Raw genomic sequence first — 26,313 nt, forward strand, 5'->3', positions numbered from 1 at the left:
CAATGTTTGCTTCAATTCAGTTCATTCTGTACGCACCTTGATAAACGAACTGCAATTTCCTGCTGAGGTAACACATGCATTGCAGCTTGATTTTCTACAGCGGCTCTTGGCATCCCATATACGACGCAAGTTTCTTCCGCTTCCGCAATAGTTGTTATAGCCCCCGATTGTTTTAAAGCAAGCATCCCTTTGGCTCCATCACTTCCCATACCAGTCATCAAGACGACATGTCGCTTTAACTCACTCAAGCTTAGTAAGGATTCAAACATTACGTCTACCGAGGGTCGATGACCAGAAACAGGTTCATCTTTAGTTAATCTAATCTTATAAGTTCGGTTTCCGTCTTTCTGTACAACCATATGCCAGCCACCCGGAGCCACATATGCAGTCGCTGTTTGAAGTACTTCACCATCAGCAGCTTCCACAACTCGAATTTGAGAAATATCATTCAAACGCTGAGCAAGTGATTTAGTGAAGTTAGGCGGCATATGTTGAACAATTAGAATCGGTGCTGGAAATCCTGCAGGAATATTGGAGATAACTTGATGCAATGCTCTTGGACCACCAGTTGATGTCCCGATCGCAACTAGATGAGTAAAGTGTGTCGTACTTGGGATCGTCTGAGCAACTGAATCTGATTGTTTCAAATTGTCTTTCAGCATCTTGGATCTCAAAGACAACGGATTAGCCTTTACTACTGACGATTGTGCATTAGAAGGCTGGGTAACGCTCATTTTTGACCGTACAGCCATTTGTAACTTCTCTTGCAGTAATAACTTTACTTTATACAAATCGAGTGAGATTGACCCCGACGGCTTTCGAATAAAGTCTACTGCCCCGAGCTCCAAAGCTCTAATCGTCTCAGAAGCACCCTCTTGCGTTAAAGAACTCAGCATGATAACGGGAGTAGGTTGCTCTTCCATAATGTGCTTAAGCGCATCCAACCCATTCATAACAGGCATTTCGATATCCATTGTTACAGCATCCGGCCGAAGCAACTTAACTTGTTCGATTGCTTCTTGACCATTCTTAGCAGTACCAATGATTTTAAACTGCGGATTCTCTGATATTAAATCACTTACTATTTTTCGCATAAAGACGGAGTCATCTACGACAAGAATGTTATATATTGCCAAGTTGCTTCCCTCCTCTATGTGCTTATTCGACATGTTTTTCAAAATTCCTATTTCAAAAGTTTCAACATTTTATTTAAAAAGCTCTTGACACCAGTGGAGGGCTTTTCAATTACACGATATCCTTTGATGTAATTGTCCGTAAGTGTTTTGATACTCTTCGTTGCCGTTGAATATGGAAATGCAATTGAGAATGGAATTTGCCGCTTCACTGCTTTCGAAACAACAGGATCATCATCAACAAACCCTAGGGTAGGAATTTGAATATTCAAAAATTGTTGAGCTACTAGAGAAATTTTATCAGCTGTTTGTTTGCCTTCTCGTGCATCAGTGACACGATTGATAACGAGTTTAAATGAAACATCATGGCCCATTGAATTCACCATTTTGATAATCGCATAGGCGTCGGTAATTGATGTGGGCTCAGGGGTCGTAACCACGATGGCTTCTTCAGCCGCAAGTATGAATTTGAGTGTTTCTTTGGATAGTCCAGCACCAGTATCGAAAATAATAAAATCCACATAACCGTTCAATTGCATGACTTGTTCTGCAAAATAATCTAATTCTTCTTCCGTTAATCGTAGTAGATCATTAAAACCAGAACCACCTGCGATGAACTCTAAATCATTCGATCCTTTTTGGATGATTTCCCAAATCGTCTTATCTTTCTTTAAGAGGTGATATAGACTATACGTTGAAGATACACCCATCAATACATCAATGTTCGCGAGCCCAATATCAGCATCGAATACAAGCACCTTGTAACCCAAAGATTGCAGGGATAAAGCGAAGTTTAGCGTGAAATTGGATTTACCTACACCGCCTTTTCCACTGGTTACGGTAATAATCCTGGTTGTTCTTGTGCCTTTATCACCTTGCGTCTGAACCAGATTCCGCAACCCTTCTGCTTGATCCTTCATGATCTAGGCTCCTCCAATAACAAATCAATGATTTGCCACTCGTTCATTTCTGCAATATCATCGGGTACACTTTGTCCTGTTGTCACATAAGAAAGCTTTAAGGAAAACTCATGAACAACATTCAGAATGGCACCATAAGAATCCGTCTCATCCATTTTGGTAAAGAGAACTTTATCTAATTTGAACTTACTGAAATTATTCGTGATAGCCCTCAAATCTCGATACTTTGTTGTTAAGCTTAGAACAAGAATAGTTTCACTACTCCCCTGCGTTTTCAGTAGCGAATTCAGTTCGGAAACATACATTTCGTTTCGGAAATTACGTCCGGCAGTATCCATGAAAATTATGTCGCAATGAGCAAGATTTTGAAAGGCTTTCGTCAAATCCTGCGGTGAAAAGACAACTTCCAGTGGCACATTCAAAATAGTTGCATATGTTTTGAGCTGTTCAATAGCAGCAATCCGATACGTATCAGATGTAATGAATCCCACCTTACGATGGTATTTCAACACTTGCTCCGCGGCCAACTTCGCTATCGTCGTGGTTTTGCCAACACCAGTGGGTCCAACGAAATGAACAACTCGTGTTTGTGTTGAAATATGTTTACTATGATCTGTTTGAAAAATCTCACCTAATTTTGAACGGACAAGTTGATGAGCGGCTTCTTCTGTAACAGGTTCATCTGCAAGTTGGAAATCTGCCATAACATCATCCATGATCTGTCTCACGAGTGTTGGATTCACTTCTTGATCATAGAGTCTCTGCTCAAGCTTCTGTAACGATTCCGGAAGCTTATCCCCGTCATTCGCTTGTGTAAGCTTCTTCATCATTTCTTTCATTTGTTTGAGTTCGTCCATCACTTGTTCATCTTTTACCGACGCCTTAGCTGATGACTGCACAGTATTAGGTGAATAGGCTTGATGCACCGCAGAATTCATTGCTTTCACTTGTTGGGGAGCCGCGGTTACCGCTACTGGCTCACTCTTCATTGCTACTTGTGCTAGTACATCAGGAACATCTGGAAAATCAGATTGATAATTAGTTTTAATTTGAGCAACCTGGTTGCTCAATTTGGTTTGCACTGGTGGCTGTGGTGCTACTTTTTGCTGAACAGGTGCAGGTTTGGCATTACTAGCATCAATAGCGGCAATGACTTCTATCTTTTTCTTTCCAAACATCCCTAAAAATCCACCTGTTCGAATTTCTTTCGTATTCAGAATTACCGCATCCTTGCCAAGATCCGTACGAATTTTTTGCAAAGCGTCTGGCATGGAATCAACAACATATCTTTTTACTCTCATAAATTGACTACCCCCATGCTTTGGATTTCAACGCTAGGCTCTAATTCGCTATACGAAAGTACGGGTATATCTTGCAATGTACGTTCTAGAAGCTGTCTCACATACATCCGAATCGTTGGCGATGTTAGAATGACTGGTTGCTGTCCTGATTGAATCAATTTCGTAACTTGTTCCGTTACACGATGATAAATAATTTGTGATGATGAAGGATCTAAAGCCAAATAACTTCCTTGATCTGATTGTTGTACAGAATCGGCAATTTTCTTCTCTACGGATGGTCCAACTGTTATAACTTTAAGTGAATCCCCATGAGAAGTGAACTGCTGTGTGATTTGTCGAGATAATGACTGCCTCACATACTCGGTTAGTATCTCAGGGTCTTTCGTATACGTACCATAATCTGCAAGTGTTTCTAAAATAGTGACTAGATCGCGAACAGATATTTTCTCACGAAGAAGCTTAGATAAAACTTTCTGTATATCTCCGATTGCAAGCACGGAAGGAATTAGATCATCGACAAGAGCAGGGTAGGACTCTCTTACATTCTCGATAAGTGCCTTCGTTTCCTGACGTCCCAACAGCTCATGAATGTGCTTCTTAATAATTTCTGTTAAATGTGTTGCGACTACAGAAGGAGGATCTACAACCGTATAACCGGACAACTCAGCTCTCTCTTTGTTTGCTTCATCTATCCAGATTGCGGGTAACCCGAATGCTGGCTCTGTTGTTTCAATCCCTGAAATGGAATCATCATCAAAGCCTGGACTCATAGCCAGATAGTGATTTAAAAGGAGTTCGCCGCGTGCAACCGTATTGCCTTTAATTTTGATGATATACTCATTTGGTCTTAATTGGATGTTGTCGCGAATACGAATGACAGGAACTACAACACCAAGCTCTAGAGCGCATTGACGACGTATTAAAATAATCCGATCTAATAAATCGCCTCCCTGCTGTGTATCTGCAAGTGGGATTAGTCCATAACCAAACTCAAACTCAATTGGATCAACTTGTAGCAAGGAAATGACACTTTCAGGACTGCGAACTTCCTCGATCTGCTGCTCTTCAACCAATTGTTCTTCTTTAATTGCTTCTTTTTCCAAATTCTTTTGCATTTTGAATGCTGCATACACCAACAAAGCAGCGATCGGATACGTCGTAAACCAATGGATCGGTGTAAAAGTACCAAGTACGACTAATGTACCTGCAACAATGTACAGTAACTTAGGTTGAGCTGTTAATTGTTTCGTAATATCGTGTCCAAGGTTTCCTTCAGACGATGCTCGCGTTACTATAATACCCGCGGCAGTAGAAATTAGTAGAGCTGGAATCTGACTGACCAATCCATCCCCAATTGTCAGAATCGAGAACGTTTGCAATGCTTCAGGAAAATCCATCCCCTTCATTGTCATCCCAATAATAAATCCACCAATCAAATTGATGACGAGGATAATAATCCCGGCAATCGCATCACCTTTGACAAATTTACTGGCACCATCCATAGCACCATAGAAATCTGCCTCACGTTCAATTTTTTGACGTCTTTCTCTCGCTTGAACCTCATTAATCAAGCCAGCATTCAAATCGGCATCAATACTCATTTGCTTCCCGGGCATAGCATCTAATGTAAATCTTGCTGCTACCTCGGCCACGCGCTCAGAACCTTTGGTAATAACTATAAATTGAACTAAGACAAGGATGAGAAACACAACGAATCCCACGACGATATTGCCCTGAGCAACAAATGAACCAAAAGTTCTGACCACGTCGCCTGCTTCCGCATGTGCCAAAATATTACGAGTTGTTGACACGTTCAACGCTAATCGAAAAAGGGTTGTGATCAATAGCAAAGAAGGGAAAATGGAGAACTGGAGTGCTTCTTGTGTATTCATAGCAACCAAGATAATCATTAGTGCTATGGAAATATTAATAATTAGCAAAAAGTCTAGCAAAGGGATCGGAATCGGTACAATCATCATCAACACGATGCCAATAATACCAATTAGAACAACTAAATCTTTAATTTTCATCAGATTGCACCTCCCTCTACATTAATTCGTCTTACCCTTCATCTTATATACATACGCTAGTACTTCTGCTACAGCTTGGAACAGATCCGCTGGAATGGCATCACCAATTTCCACCTGTGCAAAAATCGCTCGAGCAAGCGGCTTATTTTCCATCGTCATGACGCCATTCTGTTTGGCGACTTCCTTAATTTTCAGTGCAACATAATCTGCCCCTTTTGCTATTACCGTAGGAGCCTGCATATTAGAGGCATCATATTTCAAAGCAACTGCAAAGTGAGTTGGATTTGTAATAATGACATCAGCTTTTGGAACTTCCTGCATCATACGTTGCATGGCCATTTGCCGTTGTTTGGCACGAATCTTGCCTTTAATGAGAGGATCGCCCTCACTTTTCTTATATTCATCCTTAACATCTTGTTTGGACATTTTGAGACTTTTTTCATGTTCATACTTTTGATAAATATAATCAAAAATAGCCAAAACGATTAGAATAGCGCCTATTTTGACCCCTAAACCTAAAGTTACGGAGGCAACAAAGGAAAAAGTATTTTCCAAGGGTGTATGCCCTAAACCCAACAATCGTGCTTTTTGTCCCATCAATGTTGTGTATACAGCGTAACCAATGATCAACATTTTCAAAGTCGACTTTAGAAAATCCACAAAGGTTCTCATCGAAAAAATCCGTTTAAACCCACTGATTGGATTGATCTTGTCGAACTTCATCATCAAGGGTTCACCGATAAACATAAAACCTATTTGCGCATAATTCGCAATAAAAGCAATCAGAACGACCAACAGAAAGATTGGAGCCAATATAATCAAACCTTGTACCGTTAAATCTGTGAATAATACTTGTATATTGCCTATAGTTAAATCCATACGTAATTGATTCTCATAGACATTGCGAAAGATATGAACTATCCTTCCTTTCATAAAAGAACCAAACATTAGAAAAGCCACGAAAGAAAAAAGTAAAATGGAAGCCGCGGGCAAGTCCATACTTTTTGCAACTTGACCCTTTTTTCTGGCCTCCTGTCTTTTCTTAGGAGTAGCAGGCTCCGTTTTTTCCCCAGCAAACCATTGTAAATCAAGATGTAAACGAAGGTGTTGGGACACGGTTCTCCTCCTACTTAGGTGTTGTCTGCGGCGAAACGCCCATGATATGCAACATTTTCTCCATATAATCAAACATTGTTCCGAACAATTGCTGAAATTGTGAAATTAACTCAGGGAACACAATAACAAGGAGGAAAAATCCAAGTATCATTTTAAGTGGTGCACCAATAACAAAAATATTGAATTGCGGTGCGACCCTTGTCAGTAATCCTAAACCTAAATCTGTTAGAAACAAGGCAACTACGATGGGAGCAGCGAGTTGGAATGACAAGTAAAACATTTTGGACAGCGATTTAAATAAAAAATCTGAAATTTGTCCTTCATAAATGCGGCTGAATAATGCATTATCAATTGGCACCCATTTGTAACTATCAATGATCGCTCTTAGTAAATAATGATGACCGTCAAAAGTGAGAAACAAGAGAACAGCAATCATATATTTTAAATTACCAAGCATCGGTGTTGAAGCACCTGTCAACGGATCAATTACGCTTGCCATACTAAATCCAATCTGCATATCCATGAATGAACCCGCTGTTTGAACAACAGTAAAAAATAGATAAGCGATAAAACCTAATATGATCCCAATGAGCATTTCACGAATAATTAACAGCAAGTAAACACCATCAATCGGCATGGACTTATCCATCCCCAGCGTCGCGAAAATGATCAATGATATAAAAATGGATAGTCCCACCTTGAATACCATTGGTATATTTCTCGAAGATAGAATGGGCACCACGACAAAAAATGATGTAATTCGACAAAAAATAAGCAGGAAAACAGGGATCATTTGAATAAATGTTGGCATTTCACTCACAACCTAACCAACGAATTTGTAAAGATTGTTGAGTAGATTAAAGGTAAAATCAACTAAAGTATTCATTATCCATGATCCGAAGATAAGGATCGAAAGCAATACGGCAACGATTTTGGGAACAAAAGCAAGGGTCTGCTCTTGAATCTGTGTAGTTGCTTGAAAAATACTAATGGCTAAACCAACGATTAATCCAATAATTAGCATTGGCGCACTAGCTTTAAGAACGGTATATACGGCCTCGCCAGCAATTCGTATTACAAATTCCGAACCCATCTAGATTCCCTCCGATATCTTGGTTATTAACCGTAGCTTAAGAGTAACGATCTCACCACAAGATACCAACCATCTACCAGAATAAAAAGAAGGATTTTGAATGGAAGTGAAATCATCACGGGCGGGAGCATCATCATCCCCATTGCCATTAACGTGCTAGAAACCACCATGTCTATAACCAGGAATGGAATAAATATCATGAATCCCATTTGGAAAGCTGATTTCAATTCACTTATGGCATAGGCAGGCACGAGTGAAGTAAGCGGTATATCTTCAACACCTGTAGGTGCTTTGGCCTTGGAATAGTCAAGAAACAGTTTCAAATCCTTCTGCCTCGTATGTTTAAACATAAATTTCTTCATGGGCAGTGATGCTGACTGAAAAGCCTGCGTTTGATTGATTTCACCTTTTAAGTAAGGCTGAAGTGCTGTTTGATTAACTTCCCCTAAAGTTGGAGACATAATAAAAAAGGTTAAAAACAGAGCGAGTCCGATTAAAACCTGATTAGGTGGCATTTGTTGAGTTCCTAATGATGTTCGAACAAAACCCAAAACAATAACGATTCGCGTGAAACTAGTCATTAGTATAAGAAAAGATGGGGCTAAACTTAATACCGTTAGCAACAAAAGAAGAGTTACGGTATTCGATGATCCCCCAGATGCCGTGCTTGTCCCAATATTAACATTTAATCCTGGAATCGGATTTGTAACATCCGTTTCGGCAGCATAAGCGGTCAATGACAGTAGGAACATAGATATCACAATGAGTAGCAGTATGCCGATGAACTTGTTTCTTTTCATTCTTCATTCAACCGATCTGTTTGTTTTTTATCAGACAACCATTCTTCTACATGCTTGTTTCGGTCTGTTACACGCTTTAATTTATCATGGAAAACTTGTTGAAATGAAGAAGTAAGCTCTACTTCCTCTTCAATATCGCTTTTCTTTTTGGGTAGCTTATTGATCCACTTACTAAGTGTACCAAATCCCATTCGATCATCCTGAGATGACTGTAGAAGTTCAGTGATATAGGCCACTTCATCGGCGTCAATGATTTTATCCAGTAGTTGAATATTCTCACCAACGCCAACAACGAAGAGCGAATGCCCAATCTCTACAATCTGTATAGATTTGTTTTGACCCAGGGGAACTCCACCTAAAGAACGAATTGAGTTCCCGAACAATGAGCCTTTGTTTTTCTTTGCCACATATTTCATCAACACATAAAAAAGAATAATGATAAACGCAAGAACTGCTATCACCTTAACAACCATAAATAAGGAGTCCCCTGAGCTCAGGGAACCTGGGTAATCAGATAATGAATCGTTATTCGTAGATTCCGTTTCGGCATTTACAACTATACTTGTGTTTAGCATGACCAAAAAAGTGAAAATTGGTAAGAATGCTTTATTCGATTGAAATCTTTTCATAAGAACAACCCTTTCGGTTTATGTAAGACTCAACCGAATCCGTACGGTTTAACCTAGAGTCTTTTTGATAGCTTCGATAACACGGTCAGCTTGGAATGGTTTAACAATGAAGTCTTTCGCTCCTGCTTGAATGGCATCAATAACCATTGCTTGTTGACCCATCGCAGAACACATAATCACTTTCGCGTTAGGTTCAATTTTCTTAATTTCTTTTAACGCTTGAATTCCGTCCATTTCAGGCATCGTAATATCCATCGTAATTAGATCTGGTTTTAACTCTTTATATTTTTCAATAGCTTGCGCTCCATCATTCGCCTCGCCACATACTTCGTACCCATTTTTAGATAAAATATCACGAATCATCATTCTCATAAAAGCTGCATCATCCACAATTAGAATACGGTTAGCCATTGAAAATATCCCCCTAAAATTAAATTATTGTAATTTTTGAATTCGTTCCCATTGATTAACAATGTCAGTTACGCGAACCCCAAAATTTTCATCGATAACTACAACTTCACCTTTGGCAATCAACTTATTATTCACCAAGATGTCTACCGGTTCACCAGCAAGCTTGTCCAATTCGATAATGGACCCCTGAGACAGTTCTAAGATGTCTTTAATCACCTTATTCGTTCTGCCTAATTCTACGGTTACCTTGAGTGGTATGTCGAGAAGTAAATTCAGGTTTGTATCATCAGCTTGCGCGTACGAGCCTGATTGTAAATTACCAAACTGAACCGGTTGAACATTCACATTACGATTTGGCATCCCTCCAAACGCAGCTGGAGGCTGTTGCTGGTACATAGGTTGCTGCGGTGGATACATCGGCTGACCCATTGGAGGCTGCTGATACATCGGCTGCTCATACATCGGTTGTTGGTAAACAGGTTGCTCATATACTGGTGCAGGTTGCGAAATAGGAGCTTCTTGTACTGGTGGAGCTACCACAGGAGGTGCTTGTGCCGCCGGTGCAGCTTCCATTGCTGATTCAGTATCACCACCACCCATTAAGATCGATACCATTTCTTTGGCGAAAGGAACAGGTAACAACTGCATAATATTGGAATCAATAAGATCACCAATGGCAAGTCGGAACGATATCTTTATAAATACGTCCTCATCAGGCAGTTTTCCTTCTCCTTTCGACAAATTTAATATGTCGATTCCTGGTGGAGAGATATTGACAAATCGATTAAAGATAGTAGACATGGATGTTGCAGATGAACCCATCATCTGATTCATAGCTTCTTGCACTGCGCTGATATGAATTTCACTAAGATTTTCATCACCGCCGGTGCCGTCTCCACCCATCATTAGATCAGCAATAACTTGAGCATCTTTGGTTTGGATAACAAGCAAATTAATACCATCGAATCCATCAACATAATTTACGTGGACGGCAACATGAGGCCTTGGAAATTGTTCTTCCAATTCTTCTTTGCCAATAACAGACACCTTAGGAGTTGTTATATCTACTTTCTTACCCAATAGAGTCGATAACGCTGTCGCCGCGCTACCGAATGTAATATTACCGATTTCCCCAAGTGCATCCTGTTCTAACGGGGATAAAAAATCTTCTACTTGCGGAGGCCCATGAAATGAAGAGACAGAACTTTCTTCAGATGATTGTCTCAATAAAGCGTCGATCTCTTCCTGCGACAAATAATCTCTGTTATTCATCATATTCTTCTTCTCCTTCATTCACGATTTCTGTAATTTGTACAGCCATCTTCCCTTTTACGGTACCAGGGCTTCCGAGATATTTCAGCTTCTCGCCCACTTTGACTTGAAGCGAATCTTCGACGGATTTATGCAGTGGGATTACATCGCCTATTGTTAATCCTAAGAAATCACGGATTGAAATCTCAGACGATCCCAATTCTGCAATGAGAGGTAGCTTGGTTTTCTCCAAGCGGGATTGAAGTGCTTCCACTTCTTCAGGTGCTCTCGTCTTCTTCTGGGAAACAAACCAGTGATGAACAGAAAGCCGAGGCATGATTGGTTCAATAACAACATGAGGAATACATAAGTTGATCATTCCTGTTGTGTCCCCGATTTTGGTACTCAGCGATATTAATGCAATCGTTTCATTGGGAGAAACAATTTGCATAAACTGCGGATTCGTCTCTAGTGCCTCTAAACGAGGTTGAATATCGATAACAGTCTTCCATGCTTCTTGTAAGCTATCAAATGCTCGACTAAAAATACGCTCCATAACAATCGTTTCAATCTCGGTTAATGCGTTAATTTTGGTTGGCGTCGTTCCTGCTCCGCCTAGTAATCGATCCAACATAGCAAAGGCAACATTGGGATGTACCTCAAGTACCATTCGACCCTCTAAAGGCTCTGCTTCAAAGATGTTCAAAATGGTCATTTTCGGGATCGAACGAATAAATTCATCATAGGGCAATTGTTCAACCTGAACTACACTGATTTGCACGAAAGTACGCAGCTGCGCTGAGAAATATGTCGTTAGAAACCGTGCGAAATTTTCATGAATCCGAGTTAAGCTACGAATATGATCCTTCGAGAAACGTACTGCTCTCTTGAAGTCATAAGCCCTTACCTTCTTCTGAGTATCCTCCTTCTTAAGTTCATCTGCATCCATTTCCCCAGAGGACAACGCAGCCAGTAAGGCATCGATCTCATTTTGCGATAAAACATCAACCATTCGAGTCACCTCCTTTAAGCAAAATCATTTATGAGTTACTGAAGCACTTTATCAGTTATCCAAATTTGTTTAATTTTACCTTCATGCAATAATGGGTTTAGTTTGTTCATTATTGTAGAAGTTAAACTATCTGAACCTTTGCTTCCTTCAATTTGCTCCTTCGTCATGTCACCAAGAATCTGGACAATCGTTCCCTTAACGGCAGAATCGAGCAAACTATCGAATTCAACTTTAGCTTTAGAATTTTCCATTTCGAAAGCAAAACTTATTTTAATGAAATTCTGGCTGCCTGATAAGTTAGTTAAAATGTCCTTAATGATTGAAGTATTCGCCTTAACGGTTTCCGCTGAAGGTGCTTTCGTCGGTTTCACACTCGCTACAGCATCCTGAGCTTTCACAGCTGGATCTGTGGATTCATTATTTTTCTCCATAAAGTTCCACAACACGAAAGCTGCAGTAAGAATTAGTGTGATCGCAATAAGGATGGAAACAATGAGTATAAATATTTTGTTCTTAAACACTTATGAACCCTCCGTATCCCTGGACTGTATTGTCGCTCGGACGGAACCAATTTCTTGCATGTAGGTCCGCACTAAGCTTACCACAACCTCTGCCTTTTCGAGAACTGTGATTTTCTTGCCTGTTGTCAATGTAATCATCGTATCCGGAGTTTCTTCGATAAGCTCAATTAATATGGCATTTAAGATAAGTGGTTTGCCATTCAAACGAGTGAGAGAAATCATCATTCTCCTCCTGAATCAGGGTAAGGGGAGCTATGCTCCCCCATCATTCATTCAATTACTTATTACTGTTTAAGATTTACAACCTCTTGCAGGATTTGATCTGAAGTTGTGATAATTCTGGAGTTCGCTTGGAAACCACGTTGTGCAATAATCATTTCAGTGAATTCACCAGTTAAGTCAACATTCGACATTTCTAGTTGTCCTGAAACAAGTGTTCCCGTTCCCGTTTCGGGATCACCAGGAGCGCCAACTACAATCTCAGGCTCAGGATTAGCGTTAGCGGTCATTTGATACAAATTACCACCGATTTTTTCAAGACCAGCTGGATTAACTACTTTAACAACGCCAATCTTTTGCCCGGTATTAACCGTTTCACCATCTGCATTTACACCAATAATGTCACCATTTTGTGAAATCGAAAAAGAGACGATATCATCTGGAATTACGATGGGTCCTGCATTATCAGCGCCCATAACATGAAGCCCTTCAGCATTTACCAGATTCCGAGTCGGATCTACTGTGAAGTTACCAGCTCTTGTCAAAAATGGAGCATCAACCTGATCGAGAGTTCCCACTGCGAAAAATCCATCGCCATTTACACGTAAATCAGTTGGAACGTTAGTTGTCATTGCACTACCAGCTGTGTGCACAGTATCGATAGCAGCTAAACTAACACCCAAACCAACTTGCTGTGCATTCACGCCACCTCGGTTTTCGTCTGGCGCACTAACGCCAGCGACCGTCTGGCTAAGAATGTCTTTAAACATAACACGGCTACCTTTAAATCCGATGGTATTAACGTTAGCGATATTATTACCAATAACGTCTAACTTTGTTTGAAAACCACGCATACCTGAAACGCCTGAGTACAAAGATCTTAACATGAAATGGCCTCCTAAATCGGATGTAAGAATATGAATTTGAATGTGAGCTGCTTCTATCGATCCACAACTCCAGGCTTCCTAAACGGTCGAGCCCTATAAATCTATGATATTATCATTGCGCTATCGATCTGTGTAAACACATGATCATTCATAGCTTGGCCATCTAGCGCAGTCACTACAGTTCGATTGGGTACATTTACGATATATCCATTCCCTGCTAAGATCAGAAGTGCGTCTTTGGCACCTTTGGATGCAGCTTTATCAATGGCATTGTTCATTTTCTCAATTTGCTCAGGTTTGAGTTGAATGCCTCGTTCTTTCAATCTGACTTCAGCATGATGACTAAACTTCACAAATTGATCTTGGAAAAGTTTCTGAAAAGTAGGATTTGGATTTACATTCCCTGTAACCAGTACCTGTTGGGATGTAGTTCTTCTCGTTGGAGAAACTGGATTCGGATAAAGTTGTCCTATGGATACTCGCTCTGTCATTTTGGTTCTCCAGCGTTTTCAATTTTCTTTAACTTATCAAGGGAAACTTCCACACCATTCACAGTGGCAAATTGATTTCCATCTTTGAAAGTTATCGAATCTACTACGCCAGACATCTCAGTTGAACCCCCTGATGCATCTGTTCCAGTCCATGAAATTGACTTACCAATTAATCCTGATACGAAACCTAAAGATTGTCTCATCAGCTTCATTTCACTTGCCATATTCGTCAATTGCTCAACGGATGTAAATTGAGCCATTTGAGCGATAAACTCTTTATCTTGCAAAGGCTGTGTAGGGTCCTGATTCTGAAGCTGTGTGATCAAAATTTTAAGGAAATCATCCTTACCTAGGGTAGTGCTGTTCTTCTCCTTGGATTTCGCGTTTGTCCCTTGATTGATCAGGTCAGCAACATTGCCAACGATTGGATTTGTAGCCATACGTTCACCTCCACCACTTCATTCAACTCAGTTTAGGCAATGACATCGAAGGAATTACCGTCTGTATGATTGCGTATCTGTGTGATTTGTTCCATATCTTCTTTAAGTTCAATAGCATCCACTTCAATTTCACTTGATCGATTCTTGGATTGTTGTTGTGATTGATTGAAGGTTTGCGGTTGACGTTGTTCTTGGAACATGTTCGAAGACATATTTTGGCTTTGCGTAACTTCTAGTTTCTCAACTTGTAAACCCTGCATAAGGAGTGCTTGACGTAATTGAGGCAACTGGCTTTCTAACATTTGTTTACCTGCTAAGGTATCAGCTGCAAACTGGGCAAAGAGTTGTCCGTCATGCATAGAAATTTTCACATCTACATGTCCTAAATTCTTAGGAAACAAGGATAACTTAGCCTCAGAGAATCCTTCAGACATCGTAATTTTCATGTTTTTGAGAACGTGCGTTGTCATCTCATCCGCGAAGTTAGCGGAAGTTAGAACAGGTGCTTGTGTTTTATCTGCTGCATTCGTCAACTGCTGTGACTTCTGTAGATCACCTATCGTAACGATCGAATTCGTTCCTGTAGCTGGCTCAATCGGCAGATCAACCAGTGGTCCAGTTGTCTTTTCCGACAAGTTACTTGACAGCTCACTAACAACTAATGGAATGTGCTTAATTGCAAATTTCTCTTGTTTTGGCTGCAGTGATTGAAGATTTAGGGAAAGATTATTATCTAATGGGTCATTATCACGTTTGTTTATGTACTTAGTGGAATTAAGTCTTCCATTCGATGAAATGTGCTCCTTCGCTCCAGTCAAAGGTACAGTAGTCTCAATTGCAGCAGCAACATCAGAGAGAGTAAGCTTCTGAGCTTTTCCTACTTCTGCTAGAAGATCTGGAAGTAAGGGTTGAATTGTGCTGGCAAGCTCTGAATTCAAGAAGTTTAGAATCGAATTGTCAGGCTGCTGCTTGGATAAAGTAGACAGTGTTAACAAAGTATTCTGTGCTTTCAGATTCAGTGAATTGCTTGTTGGTTGTTGCCACATTGCAAGATTACCTGCCGCGAGTGGGTTTGACGTGTTACTTAGAGCAGCCAAAATATCTTCTGCATCTTCAAACCATTTTTTCACTTTAGGTTCTTGCAGTAATTTGTCAGCAAGTTCCGAATTGCTATTCATAGCTTCAATAAGTAATTCTGGTAAAGTATCATCCGACGTAGACACTTTTGATTTTTGAACGGCATCCGTTTGAACTGGCATAACCAAACTTTGAAGCATTTGTAACATCATACTCATGGAAAGCTCAGTTTCTGACGGTTGCCCTTCAATCAAGGGTGCATTTTCTTGTGTGGTTTGGCCAGAAAGAAGTGCTGAGAAGCTATCCGTCGTTCCTGCTCCTTTGGAAGTCCCTTTACCTGCAACTGTTGCTCCTTGTTGAGCGACTGGTAATGAAGTCATCTGTACGTCCATTATTTCACCTCCCTTCCTAAATTCACTACAAATTACGGTACAAGCTTTGCAGCAATTGAAGCAGCAATTTCCTTATTCGCATCTGATAGCGCCGACATTACCTTAGAACGAGATGAATTATCCATACCACTTAATATAGATAACACTTTTGCAGGGTTAGATTTATTCATCTCTAACAGAACGTTAGAAGCACTTTTTGGTGTCATATTGGCAAAAGTTTGTCCAAGATCAGAAGTGCTTACCGTACTTGTCGCTGCTTTGGCATCCGCCGTATTATTCGTAGCTAATCTTTCTTGTAATGCTGCTATTTGTTTATCACGAACGGGTACGATATCTTTCAAACCAATAGAAGCAGCCGCTGCTTTAGCAGCATCCATCTTCTCAAGAATTGCTCCACGATTATCTGCTTTCATCATTGAGAACACTAGTACCATTTCATTTGGCGTTAATGCTTCAATGATTGGAGCAACTTTACTAGGCGTCATTTTGGCATACATATTGGCTAGCTGTGTAATTTGATTCGTGTACTCTTCTTCTGATTGCGTTTTGTCTTTTAACTTCTCCTCAAGTTCGGTAACCTTAGCTACTGCAGCCTTAAGCGAAGTGTCCTTACTCTCAGTCGTCGAATCCGCTTTTTGTAATGCTGTTGTCAATTCATTTACTCTGGCATTCAACTTTGCAATTTCATCTTCTTTCAATTTCACACTTTGCTCAGAAGTCACAGCTTTACCTTCTGTTGTAACAGGTGCAGTTTCTTTTGGAGCTGGCACTATTAATCCAACGACAGGTGTATTGTGCAATGCTTTTTGAATACTACTTTTGATATCATAATCAAAAATGGAAAGCAGCACGAAGAGTAGAACCGCCGTAAACACAAAGGGGATGACAAACCATATTAAAAACCGCTCCAGTGCACTATAAGATGCACCCTCTACGCTTGTATCGGCCATCTCTTCGTCCCTCCTTTTCTAGCTTAATACGATAAACGTCTGAAACGATTTGTAGCCATTTCATCGAGTGCATCCTGCTCTTTTTTTGCGATCATAACCTGGAATTGGTTATGTGCTTTCTCTCTAGCCTTGGTCCACACTTTTTCATCGATCATTTTCACAGATAAATGTTCTTGTTTCTCCGTAACGATATGCATAGCATGTTTAACATCTTGATGTTTGCGTGCTATTTGTTTATCCACATGATTCATATAGCTCTGCATGAGAAGCATGTTCGATATCGACACAGAATCGCTAGTTGCTTGAATCATTTCATTGTGTAAGTTTTCCTTCTGCTCGAATAATCCATTTAAGCTCGTTTCTTCAATCCTTAACTGCCCCATTGCCTCAGATAAAATCCACTCTGCTTGTGTTCGCTCATTGTTCTTCAAATCGACAATTTGCTGGAAAGAATAGCGAAAACTCATCTAGGACCCTCATCCCTTATAAAATTCTTGAATTAATCGCGCTTGAGCTTCTTCGTAGGTGAGCTTTTCACTTGTTCGTTGTTTCGTAAAATTCCAAATTGCTTCGATGTTATCCATTGCAATATCAATATTTGGATTAGAACCTTTTTGATACGCCCCGATATTGATAAGATCTTCCGAATCTTTATAAATAGAGAGAAGACGCTTAAGTTGATCGGCAGCTTCCATATGCTCTGACGGTACTATTTCTTTCATAACGCGGCTTACACTTGATAAAACATCGATCGCAGGATAATGGCCCTTGTTTGCAATACTACGATTCAAGACGATGTGGCCATCCAGGATACCACGGACCGCATCAGCTATGGGTTCGTTCATATCATCACCATCTACAAGTACCGTGTAAAACGCTGTAATAGAGCCCTTAGCACCTGTCCCGGATCTCTCCAGCAGCCTAGGCAGCATTGCGAATACAGATGGTGTATAACCACGTGTCGCTGGTGGTTCACCAACAGCCAGCCCGACTTCACGTTGTGCCATAGCAAATCGTGTTACAGAATCCATCATCATCATGACATTTAAGCCGCGGTCTCTAAAATACTCAGCAATACTAGTCGCTATCATTGCGCCTTTAATCCGAATTAAAGCAGGTTGGTCAGAAGTCGCCACAATAACTACCGATCGAGCCAAACCTTCTGGTCCTAAATCACGTTCAATGAAATCGAGAACTTCTCTACCACGCTCTCCAATGAGTGCAATCACATTGACATCGGCTGAAGTATTACGGGCAATCATCCCCATCAGCGTACTTTTACCAACACCAGAGCCAGCAAAAATACCTACACGTTGACCTTTACCAATTGTCAATAATCCATCAATACACCGAACACCAACTGAAATTGGATGGAGTACACGGGGCCGCGATAAGGGATTACTCGGTAAATTATTTGTCGAATATTGCGCCATCCTAGATGGCAGATATGAGCCGTCCAATGGTTGACCTAGACCATCTAGGACTTTCCCCAATAGCTCATGTCCTACCTGAACGGTTAACGGTTTACCTGTGCCAACAACATCACAACCAGGGCCAATGGCATCGAGATCACCAAGTGGCATAAGAATAACTTTGTTGCTTCGGAAACCGACTACTTCTGCTTTTAATGGTTTATTTGACTTATGCGGATAGATGTAACAGAGATCACCTATACTTACATCAGGACCTTCAGATTCAACTGTAAGTCCAATGACTTGCGTCACTTTACCGTTTACCCTAATTGGATCAATCGTTTGTAGAACTTCCTTGTATTTATCCACCTTCGGGATCGATATCGGTTCCATTATGCTTCCTCACTTTGTAAGGCCAGTTGCAGCGCTGACTTAATTTCTTTCAGTTGCGTATCGAGTCTAGCATCAATGCTTCCGTACGAAGACCGAATTACGCAGCCTTGATCTTGCACTGAGGAATCAGGAATGATTTCGAGTTCAGCCTGTGAATCAATTGAAGTGATCAATTCTTCTCTCGCATCTTGGATATATGCAAATTGAGAAGGAGCTACGCATAAAGTAATAATTCCTTTTTCCCGTCTACGAGCAAGTACTTTTTGAATGAACTCAATCACCCAACCAGGTTCGAGAGAAAGTTGCCGCGCAATAATTTTCTCTGCAATTGAGGTGCTTAAATCAATAAGAAAAGGCTCTGACTCCTGAATGATTTGTTGCTTAAGTTTGTAGGATTGTTCAAGAATGGAACGAGCTTCTGTGAGCATATCTTCATATTCTTTACGAAGGGTACTTTCCGCTTGATCTAGACCTTGACGATATCCATCCTCATATCCCGTCTGCATAGATGCGTTTACTACCTCTACATCGTCAGCTCGCTTACTTTCCCACCAACTTGCAATATCTCGTTCCGTTTCTTCACGGATTAGAGCACATTCACGTTTGGCTTCCTCGATCTGTTCGCTGGCAAACGCTTCTGCATCCTCGATTATTTGATTCTTTAGTGAGGTTGCATCATTAATCTCCGATTGCATTTCCACAGAAATACCTTCATCAACAGTTGGTGAGTTCGTAGTTTGTGATGAAAATGCTAAAAGCGTTTCAACAATCTTCTTATCTTCAAGAGGATAATATGCAAATGATTTAATGACATTAGACAATAATATCATCTCCTCCACCACGTGCGATGATGATTTCACCCGACTCTTCTAAACGACGAATCGTAGCCACGATCCGGGTTTGTGCTTCTTCAACATCACGCAATCGAACGGGTCCCATGAATTCCATTTCTTCTTTGAAAGTTTCCGCCATACGCTTAGACATGTTTTTGAACAAAACATCGCGTACTTCTTCACTCGCAACTTTAAGAGCAAGCTGCAAATCTGCATTTTCAATATCGCGAATTATTCGTTGAATGGAACGATTATCGATATTAACAATATCTTCAAACACGAACATCCGTTTCTTAATTTCTTCAGCAAGTTCTGGATCTTGGATTTCTAAAGAGTCGAGAATTGTACGTTCAGTTCCACGATCGACACCATTCAAGATTTGAACGATAGATGCGATACCACCAGCATTCGTGTAATCTTGCGTAACAGTCGAAGAAAGCTTCTGTTCTAGTACCCGTTCAACCTGTGAAATAACTTCTGGTGATGTGCTATCCATAAGTGCAATCCGTTTAGCAACATCAGCTTGTTTCTCCTGAGGGAGTGAAGACAGAATGATAGACGCTTGTTCAGCTTGCAGATAGGACAAAACTAGTGCAATTGTCTGTGAATTCTCATTCTGAATAAAGTTGAGAATTTGCGCAGGGTCCGCTTTCCGTGCAAAGTCAAAGGGTCTTACTTGAAGCGTAGCTGTCAATCGATTGATAATATCCAGCGCTTTTTGAGAACCTAGTGCCTTCTCCAAAATATCTTTGGCATAGGCAATACCACCTTGAGAGATAAATTCTTGCGCCAAACAAATTTGATGAAACTCGGCTAGAATTGAATCTTTTTCTAGGGTATCTACTTTACGCACATTCGCTATCTCAAGCGTTAGTTGCTCAATCTCTTCTTCCCGTAAATGTTTGAAAATTTGTGCAGAAACCTCAGGCCCTAAACTGATCAAAAGAATGGCTGCCTTTTGTCGTCCGGTCAACCCTTGTAATGCGGCTCTGGCCATACAGGTGCACCTCTATTCGTCTACTAACCAAGTACGCAGCAAGTTCACAAATTCTTCCGGCCGTTTTTTTGCAAGCGTTTCGAGTTGCTTACGCACTTGATTGTCATTCGTTACATTTTCAATATCAATCGTCGGAAGCTCTGCCTTTTGAGATGCAAGGTTCACTTCCTGGTCTAGTAATTGTTGCGCTGCCTTCTTACGTTTTCTAATAACGAATCCAATCAAAGCACCAATTGCTAGCGCCGCTAACGCAAGTGCACCATACGTCAAGTAAGTAGACGTCTTCGTTGTACCCGCATCGGAAGTTCTTGCAAATGAATGAGCAAAAACCGTAACTTTTTTCTGTAAATCTTCGTCTGTATAAGTTGTCTTATTATCAGCTAGCGCTGTTCTCACGATATTCACTAGCGCATTCTGAATAGCTGTTTTCGTTTCTGCAGTTAATGAGTTTGGATCATCTCTTACAGGGGGCTCAATTCCGACATTAATACTGACATCTTTTACTACATATGGCGTTGAAATAATGTCATTGGTAATGCGGTCCACTTCATAATTGACTGTTTTGCTATTTTTCTCTGATGTGGAATTCCCATTGTTAGAGGCTCCTGGATAGCCAGGCACATCCGTTTCGCCAGTACCAGGCACACCGCCTGTTTCGGTGCCTTTATTTTGATAAGACTCATTCGCTTCTTGCAGGGATATTTCAATTCCCTTTTGATCAACTTGATTTGGGGCCCTTACAAGTTGCTCCTTCGTTTTCTTCTGATCAAAATTCAAGGTTGTAAATACACTGACACTCACTTTATCGCGTCCAAACATCGTTCCTAGCATGGAGTTGATGTTCTTCTGCAAGTCATTTCGGAACTGCGTATTAATGTCCGTATTTCCAATCTGCCCATTACTTGATTCTCCACTAAACTTATAGGAGAGTAAATTTTGATCAGAAATGGAAATATTCTCAATCGGTAGATTCTTAATACTATGTGATACTAAATTATAAATCGTGTCCACTTTAGCTTGATCTAGTGAGTACCCCTGTTTTACTTGTAGTACTACTGAGGCTGTAGCTTTCTCTGCTTGTTGTTGTAAAAATGGACCTTCCTCTGGAAGTGAAATATTCACTTTAGAGCTTGAGATAGCTTGGTTCGCATTAATAAGCTGTTGAAGCTCTCCTTGAATGGCACTCAAATATTTTACTTTAAATTCATTATCTGTGATACCGAATGAACTACTGCCGCTAAAAGCTTCAAAGCCTAAGGAGCCGTTTTTATTCAATCCTTGCGACTCAACAGCAAGCTTTACATTAGCGACTTCACTAGTCGGCACTTCGATGCTTTTACCGTCCGCGCTTAAATGATAGGGAATTTTCGCTGTATCCAGATATGATTTAATATTAGCTGCATCACTTGGCTGAAGTTCTGTATAAGCCAGTGAATAATCAGTCTTGGATAAATTCACACTAATAATGGCGGCTGTCAGGACCAGAAGGAACACAGTAGCTATAAAAATTATTTTCGTCGTTCGATTATAACGATTCCAGTATTGCTTCACCTTTTCCCAGTACTGGAGCAGGTTCTCGTTCACTCTGTCACCTCATTGACCCAAATTTAGCAGCATCTCTATACTTAAAGCTGCATTCTCATAATTTCTTGGTACGCCTCTAAAACTTTATTTCTAACTTGAACAGTAAGCTCAAGTCCCAATGAAGCTTTTTCAGAGGCAATTGTCAATTGATGAACATCGGAAAGTTCCCCTTTAATGAAGCTTTCGTTCAACTGATCAACCTGCTTTTGCTGCGCATTCAGATTAGTCATGGCATCATTCAGAAACGAACCAAATTTCTTACCAAGATCATCTGCGCCCTCACCCGTATTATCCTTTGGTTGAATGGAACTCATAATATTTAACGGACTATAACTAATTTTATCAATCACTCCATAACCTCCTATCTACCAATTTCCAATGCTTTGGTAATCATGGCTTTACTTGCATTTAGTGCTGTTACATTGGCTTCATAAGATCGCGTAGCCGAGATCATATCAACCATTTCTTTGGTAATATCCACATTTGGCATATAAACAAAGCCATTCGTATCTGCATCGGGATGTGAAGGATTATAAACTTGCTTAACTGGAGAATTATCTTCAAATATTTTTTTTACTCTGACACCTTCGCCCGTTCCATCCGCCATAGCAGAGTTAAGCGATTGCGCGAAACTGGGTTGTGACTTTGTTTCAAATGAGACTAGCTTCCTCGTATATGGCACCCATTTCCCATCTACAAATTTCGCTCTCGTAGTATCGGCATTAGCTATATTGGAGGAGACAACGTCCATGCGGAGTCGTTGTGCAGTTAATGCTGATGAACTAATGTCAAATCCGTTAGTAAGTCTCATTCCTTATCACTTACCCCCTAAGACTGTGTGCATTTTTTTGAAGTCACTGTTCAATTGTTGAATCATTGCATTGTATTTAAGTTGGTTTTTAGCCATTAATGACATTTCATAGTCCATATCGACATTGTTCATGTTTATGTTGATTGCTGTCGATTCGTCTGTTTTCACCTCGGAATACGGTAACTTTGAAGAATTACCTATAACGAAATGTCTTGGGTCTGTGCGATATCCTGATATAGCCGGTGTTCTCGAACTCAACTGATTTTGCAATAGCTCTTCAAACACAACATCAGCACGTTTAAAGTTAGGAGTATCCACATTGGCAATATTATTCGCTACTACTTTTTGTCTTAGCGTCGATGCATCCAGCGAACGCTCCATCATATTCCAACTAGGCTTGTCTAATAAAGACATAAACGATTCCCCTTCACACATAAAAATATTCAGTTACTATTTCAACATCGGAAGAAATGATTCCTTCTTGTTTCGACATAATTCTCAATTTCCGATACAAAATAGTTCTATATGTAGAATTATGTAAACCTTTGACTTATACTCTTTATCATCTAAGATATTACGATAAGTTTCAATAAGAAAAAAGCCCTATCTTTTTACCAGATAGGGCTTTGCCATATTTTTTTACATTTTGGACTTCATTTGTTCAATACTTTGCATAAGCTGTTCGTTTAGAATACGGATATAAGTGCCTTTCATACCAAGTGATCGCGTTTCAATCACGCCAGCACTTTCCAGTTTACGCAGCGCATTTACAATAACTGAACGAGTTATCCCCACGCGATCTGCAATTTTACTCGCCACCAGTAATCCTTCCTTGCCATCCAACTCTTCAAATATATGCTCAACAGCTTCCATCTCACTGAAAGACAATGAGCCAATGGCGACTTGAACAACAGCTTTGCTGCGTGCTTCCTCTTCAATTTCTTCTGCGCGCTCTCTTAATATCTCCATTGCAATAACCGTTGATCCATATTCTGCAAGAACCAAATCATCATCAATAAAGTGACCTTCACTTCGACTGAGAATCAAAGTGCCCAAGCGATCGCCTCCACCAATAATTGGGACTAATGTTGTATGCGTCGCTGGAAACATATCTTTCATCTGATCGGTATAGTAAAAATATGGGCTGTCAGGTTCCGATGTAGATGATGTCTCCTCAATTTTTAACAATAAATTATTAGATTCAATTGGAAATCTGCGCTCGATTAGAATTGTTTGATTCATTTCTGGAGAAACAGGATCATTCGTAACTGCGTAGCCCAAAATTTTACCCTTACGGCTAACTACATATATATTTGCAATTACGACATCTCTAAGTACTTCTGCCATATCCATAAAGCTAACCGCATTGCCCGCTTCTTTTTGGAGCAAACGATTCAGCCTTCTTGTTTTATTTAATAAACTCATCTAACTGCCTCCTACTACCTGCACCTGCTTATTTCTTATAAGATATACTGACTTAAATCTCTATTTTGAACAATACTGCTTAGTTTCTCGCGTACATAAGCTGGATTAATCACAAGTGACTCTAATGTGATTTCTGGCGCTTCAAAAGATAAATCTTCCAACAATTTCTCTAAAATTGTATGTAAACGACGAGCTCCAATGTTCTCTGTTTGTTGATTAACTTCAACAGCAATACGAGCAATTTCATGAATAGCTTCGTCTGCAAATTCAACTGTTATACCTTCAGTTTGCAATAAGGCTGTATACTGTTTAGTTAAAGCATTCTTAGGCTCTGTTAGAATCGAAACAAAGTCTTCTAACGTTAAATCACTTAACTCGACACGAATTGGGAATCTGCCCTGTAGCTCCGGAATAAGATCTGATGGCTTTGCAATATGAAATGCTCCTGCCCCGATAAACAATACATAGTCTGTCTTAACAGGACCGTACTTCGTCACTACAGTAGATCCTTCGACAATAGGTAAAATATCTCTTTGAACGCCCTCGCGCGAGATATCTGGCCCACTTCCGCCGCGGCTGCTGCTTGCTATTTTATCAATTTCATCAATAAAAATAATCCCACTTTGTTCAGCGCGGTTAATCGACTCCTGGATGACATCATCCATATCAATTAATTTCTGTGCCTCTTCTTGTGTTAAAACTTTTCTAGCTTCTTTCACAAGCAATTTACGTTTTTTCATCTTTTTGGGCAGCAAACTGCCGAACATTTCTTGCATATTCATTCCTGCTTGTTCATTACCCTGACCACCTAGCATATCGAGCATGGAAGGTGTTGCGTCTTCCACTTCAATTTCCACATGATCATTTTCTAATTTACCATTGGATAATTGTTCGGCGACTTGAGCTCTTCTAGAAGCCAGATTTGAATCAGGCGGCATTTCTTCTTGCTCATCTTTATTTTGCCCGCCAAACAACATCTCAAGCGGATTACGCTGTGTTTTGGCACGAGTAGGACTTGGTGCCAGCAAAGTAACTAAACGCTCATTAGCGAGCTTCTCTGCACGATCCTTGACCTTTTCCATTCGCTCTGCTTTGACCATACGTACAGATGTCTCAACTAAATCACGGACCATTGATTCTACATCACGACCCACATAACCAACTTCAGTGAATTTCGTTGCTTCAACTTTAATAAAAGGTGCGCCAACTAACTTCGCAAGTCTCCGCGCAATTTCCGTTTTCCCAACACCGGTAGGTCCAATCATGAGGATGTTTTTGGGCACAATTTCATCTCTCATGCTTTCCTCAACGAGATTTCTCCGATACCGATTACGCAGTGCAATTGCAACGGATTTCTTCGCTTTTTTCTGCCCCACAATGTAGCGATCCAGTTCATGGACAATTTGCTTAGGGGTAAGAGAGCTGTTTGCCATTTGTGATACCCTCCTTATAATGTAGGCTAAAGTTAATTGATCAATTGAGAGCGTGTGCTAGTGTTTCTATGTAAACATACGTTCTAGTCTATTCAATCTCTTCAACAATAATATTATGGTTGGTAAACACACAAATTTCTGCCGCTGTCGTCAACGCCGCATGGGCAATTTCCTTTGCACTAAGTTGAGGTGCGTGACGGTGCAACGCTCTTCCTGCTGATAGTGCAAAACTTCCGCCAGAACCAATTGCCAAAATGCCATCATCTGGTTCAATGACTTCTCCATTGCCAGAAAGCAACAATAGGCCTGATGCATCCATAACAATCATCATCGCCTCTAATCTACGAAGCACACGGTCTTGCCGCCAATCTTTCGTTAACTCAACCGCGGCACGTTGAAGATTACCATGGTGCTCTTCCAGTTTTCCTTCAAACTTCTCAAAGAGTGTTATTGCATCAGCAACAGAACCGGCGAATCCAGCAATGACTTTCCCTCTATGTAAACGCCGCACTTTTTTGGCCGTACTCTTCATAATCATACTATTGCCAAATGTCACTTGACCATCACCGGCTATAGCTCCCTTACCTTGATGACGAATTGCGAATATGGTTGTTGCGTGAAACGTTGCTTGATTGGGCTCCATTTCGATTCACCCCTCTATAAGAATTAATTCCGTTAAAGAGTTCTCTCCTTTGCAGTTGAGTCGCAAAAATGAGAGAAACCTCTAGCGAGGTCTAAAGGTTGAGCAGACC

General features: G+C 40.5%; 30 protein-coding genes. All 30 read right to left on the reverse strand.

From position 1 onward, the window contains the following. Positions 1 to 11 precede the first annotated feature (11 nt). The 30 genes from A8708_RS05845 to hslV all read right to left on the reverse strand — a co-directional run bounded on the left by A8708_RS05845 (position 12) and on the right by hslV (position 26,204). Positions 12 to 1,136, reverse strand: coding sequence for a protein-glutamate methylesterase/protein-glutamine glutaminase (locus A8708_RS05845; RefSeq protein WP_157264555.1), 1,125 nt, complete (start codon positions 1,134 to 1,136; stop codon positions 12 to 14). A gap of 47 nt (positions 1,137 to 1,183) precedes the next feature. Then, the gene (locus tag A8708_RS05850) at positions 1,184 to 2,053 is read right to left on the reverse strand and encodes a MinD/ParA family protein (protein WP_068662562.1); all 870 of its coding nucleotides are present in this window, start codon (positions 2,051 to 2,053) and stop codon (positions 1,184 to 1,186) included. Further along, positions 2,050 to 3,354 carry a flagellar biosynthesis protein FlhF gene (gene flhF, locus A8708_RS05855; protein WP_068662563.1) on the reverse strand — a complete coding sequence of 435 codons (1,305 nt, stop codon included), beginning with the start codon at positions 3,352 to 3,354 and terminating at the stop codon, positions 2,050 to 2,052. The genes A8708_RS05850 and flhF overlap by 4 nt, the downstream gene beginning before the upstream one ends. Continuing rightward, positions 3,351 to 5,384, reverse strand: a complete 2,034-nt coding sequence (gene flhA / locus A8708_RS05860) for a flagellar biosynthesis protein FlhA (protein ID WP_068662564.1) — start codon at positions 5,382 to 5,384, stop codon at positions 3,351 to 3,353. Before flhA ends, flhF begins: the two co-directional genes overlap by 4 nt. Positions 5,385 to 5,405: 21 nt before the next feature. Beyond that, entirely contained in the window at positions 5,406 to 6,500 is a 1,095-nt protein-coding gene (gene flhB, locus A8708_RS05865) for a flagellar biosynthesis protein FlhB (RefSeq protein ID WP_068662565.1), read from the reverse strand. Between the two features lie 10 nt (positions 6,501 to 6,510). Then, positions 6,511 to 7,311, reverse strand: coding sequence for a flagellar biosynthetic protein FliR (gene fliR, locus A8708_RS05870; RefSeq protein ID WP_068662566.1), 801 nt, complete (start codon positions 7,309 to 7,311; stop codon positions 6,511 to 6,513). Positions 7,312 to 7,323: 12 nt separating this feature from the next. Beyond that, entirely contained in the window at positions 7,324 to 7,593 is a 270-nt protein-coding gene (gene fliQ / locus A8708_RS05875; RefSeq protein ID WP_068662567.1) for a flagellar biosynthesis protein FliQ, read from the reverse strand. A gap of 26 nt (positions 7,594 to 7,619) precedes the next feature. Further along, positions 7,620 to 8,393: a flagellar type III secretion system pore protein FliP gene (gene fliP, locus A8708_RS05880; protein WP_068662568.1), complete on the reverse strand. Its 774-nt coding sequence runs from the start codon at positions 8,391 to 8,393 to the stop codon at positions 7,620 to 7,622. Beyond that, positions 8,390 to 9,022: a flagellar biosynthetic protein FliO gene (locus tag A8708_RS05885; RefSeq protein WP_068662569.1), complete on the reverse strand. Its 633-nt coding sequence runs from the start codon at positions 9,020 to 9,022 to the stop codon at positions 8,390 to 8,392. The genes fliP and A8708_RS05885 overlap by 4 nt, the downstream gene beginning before the upstream one ends. Positions 9,023 to 9,070: 48 nt before the next feature. Continuing rightward, the gene (locus A8708_RS05890) at positions 9,071 to 9,433 is read right to left on the reverse strand and encodes a response regulator (RefSeq protein ID WP_028558282.1); all 363 of its coding nucleotides are present in this window, start codon (positions 9,431 to 9,433) and stop codon (positions 9,071 to 9,073) included. Positions 9,434 to 9,457: 24 nt separating this feature from the next. Then, positions 9,458 to 10,705 carry a flagellar motor switch phosphatase FliY gene (fliY, locus tag A8708_RS05895; RefSeq protein ID WP_068662607.1) on the reverse strand — a complete coding sequence of 416 codons (1,248 nt, stop codon included), beginning with the start codon at positions 10,703 to 10,705 and terminating at the stop codon, positions 9,458 to 9,460. After that, positions 10,698 to 11,696, reverse strand: coding sequence for a flagellar motor switch protein FliM (gene fliM, locus A8708_RS05900; protein ID WP_057315694.1), 999 nt, complete (start codon positions 11,694 to 11,696; stop codon positions 10,698 to 10,700). Before fliM ends, fliY begins: the two co-directional genes overlap by 8 nt. A gap of 35 nt (positions 11,697 to 11,731) precedes the next feature. Further along, positions 11,732 to 12,217, reverse strand: coding sequence for a flagellar basal body-associated FliL family protein (locus tag A8708_RS05905; protein ID WP_068662570.1), 486 nt, complete (start codon positions 12,215 to 12,217; stop codon positions 11,732 to 11,734). After that, complete coding sequence (locus A8708_RS05910) at positions 12,218 to 12,439, reverse strand: flagellar FlbD family protein (RefSeq protein ID WP_068662571.1); 222 nt, start codon at positions 12,437 to 12,439, stop codon at positions 12,218 to 12,220. It lies immediately after the preceding gene. A gap of 62 nt (positions 12,440 to 12,501) precedes the next feature. After that, complete coding sequence (gene flgG / locus A8708_RS05915) at positions 12,502 to 13,323, reverse strand: flagellar basal body rod protein FlgG (protein ID WP_068662572.1); 822 nt, start codon at positions 13,321 to 13,323, stop codon at positions 12,502 to 12,504. A 101-nt stretch (positions 13,324 to 13,424) separates the two neighbouring features. Continuing rightward, positions 13,425 to 13,814, reverse strand: a complete 390-nt coding sequence (locus tag A8708_RS05920) for a TIGR02530 family flagellar biosynthesis protein (RefSeq protein ID WP_068662573.1) — start codon at positions 13,812 to 13,814, stop codon at positions 13,425 to 13,427. Then, complete coding sequence (gene flgD, locus A8708_RS05925) at positions 13,811 to 14,254, reverse strand: flagellar hook assembly protein FlgD (RefSeq protein WP_068662574.1); 444 nt, start codon at positions 14,252 to 14,254, stop codon at positions 13,811 to 13,813. The genes A8708_RS05920 and flgD overlap by 4 nt, the downstream gene beginning before the upstream one ends. A 32-nt stretch (positions 14,255 to 14,286) precedes the next feature. Continuing rightward, positions 14,287 to 15,723: a flagellar hook-length control protein FliK gene (locus A8708_RS05930; RefSeq protein ID WP_068662575.1), complete on the reverse strand. Its 1,437-nt coding sequence runs from the start codon at positions 15,721 to 15,723 to the stop codon at positions 14,287 to 14,289. A 32-nt stretch (positions 15,724 to 15,755) separates the two neighbouring features. Beyond that, positions 15,756 to 16,673: a MotE family protein gene (locus tag A8708_RS05935; RefSeq protein WP_068662576.1), complete on the reverse strand. Its 918-nt coding sequence runs from the start codon at positions 16,671 to 16,673 to the stop codon at positions 15,756 to 15,758. Positions 16,674 to 16,696: 23 nt separating this feature from the next. Next, positions 16,697 to 17,140: a flagellar export protein FliJ gene (gene fliJ / locus A8708_RS05940; protein ID WP_068662577.1), complete on the reverse strand. Its 444-nt coding sequence runs from the start codon at positions 17,138 to 17,140 to the stop codon at positions 16,697 to 16,699. A gap of 9 nt (positions 17,141 to 17,149) precedes the next feature. Then, complete coding sequence (gene fliI / locus A8708_RS05945) at positions 17,150 to 18,478, reverse strand: flagellar protein export ATPase FliI (RefSeq protein WP_068662578.1); 1,329 nt, start codon at positions 18,476 to 18,478, stop codon at positions 17,150 to 17,152. Next, positions 18,478 to 19,299 (reverse strand): FliH/SctL family protein, encoded by an 822-nt coding sequence (locus A8708_RS05950; RefSeq protein WP_068662579.1) that lies wholly within the window; start codon positions 19,297 to 19,299, stop codon positions 18,478 to 18,480. Before A8708_RS05950 ends, fliI begins: the two co-directional genes overlap by 1 nt. Beyond that, entirely contained in the window at positions 19,292 to 20,308 is a 1,017-nt protein-coding gene (gene fliG / locus A8708_RS05955; RefSeq protein WP_068662580.1) for a flagellar motor switch protein FliG, read from the reverse strand. The genes A8708_RS05950 and fliG overlap by 8 nt, the downstream gene beginning before the upstream one ends. Before the next feature lie 12 nt (positions 20,309 to 20,320). Continuing rightward, entirely contained in the window at positions 20,321 to 21,892 is a 1,572-nt protein-coding gene (fliF, locus tag A8708_RS05960) for a flagellar basal-body MS-ring/collar protein FliF (protein ID WP_068662581.1), read from the reverse strand. 41 nt (positions 21,893 to 21,933) lie between these two features. Continuing rightward, positions 21,934 to 22,242 (reverse strand): flagellar hook-basal body complex protein FliE, encoded by a 309-nt coding sequence (gene fliE / locus A8708_RS05965; RefSeq protein WP_239696557.1) that lies wholly within the window; start codon positions 22,240 to 22,242, stop codon positions 21,934 to 21,936. Between the two features lie 11 nt (positions 22,243 to 22,253). Next, complete coding sequence (gene flgC / locus A8708_RS05970; RefSeq protein ID WP_068662582.1) at positions 22,254 to 22,703, reverse strand: flagellar basal body rod protein FlgC; 450 nt, start codon at positions 22,701 to 22,703, stop codon at positions 22,254 to 22,256. 6 nt (positions 22,704 to 22,709) lie between these two features. Next, a complete protein-coding gene (gene flgB, locus A8708_RS05975) occupies positions 22,710 to 23,117 on the reverse strand; it encodes a flagellar basal body rod protein FlgB (protein ID WP_068662583.1) in 408 nt (135 codons plus the stop codon). Positions 23,118 to 23,342: 225 nt separating this feature from the next. Beyond that, positions 23,343 to 24,128 (reverse strand): GTP-sensing pleiotropic transcriptional regulator CodY, encoded by a 786-nt coding sequence (gene codY / locus A8708_RS05980; RefSeq protein ID WP_068662584.1) that lies wholly within the window; start codon positions 24,126 to 24,128, stop codon positions 23,343 to 23,345. A gap of 35 nt (positions 24,129 to 24,163) precedes the next feature. Further along, complete coding sequence (gene hslU / locus A8708_RS05985; RefSeq protein ID WP_068662585.1) at positions 24,164 to 25,561, reverse strand: ATP-dependent protease ATPase subunit HslU; 1,398 nt, start codon at positions 25,559 to 25,561, stop codon at positions 24,164 to 24,166. Between the two features lie 88 nt (positions 25,562 to 25,649). Then, positions 25,650 to 26,204, reverse strand: coding sequence for an ATP-dependent protease subunit HslV (gene hslV / locus A8708_RS05990; protein ID WP_057315711.1), 555 nt, complete (start codon positions 26,202 to 26,204; stop codon positions 25,650 to 25,652). Positions 26,205 to 26,313: the final 109 nt, after the last annotated feature.

The organism is Paenibacillus oryzisoli, from assembly GCF_001653565.1.
Classification (GTDB): Bacteria; Bacillota; Bacilli; order Paenibacillales; family NBRC-103111; genus Paenibacillus_E; species Paenibacillus_E oryzisoli.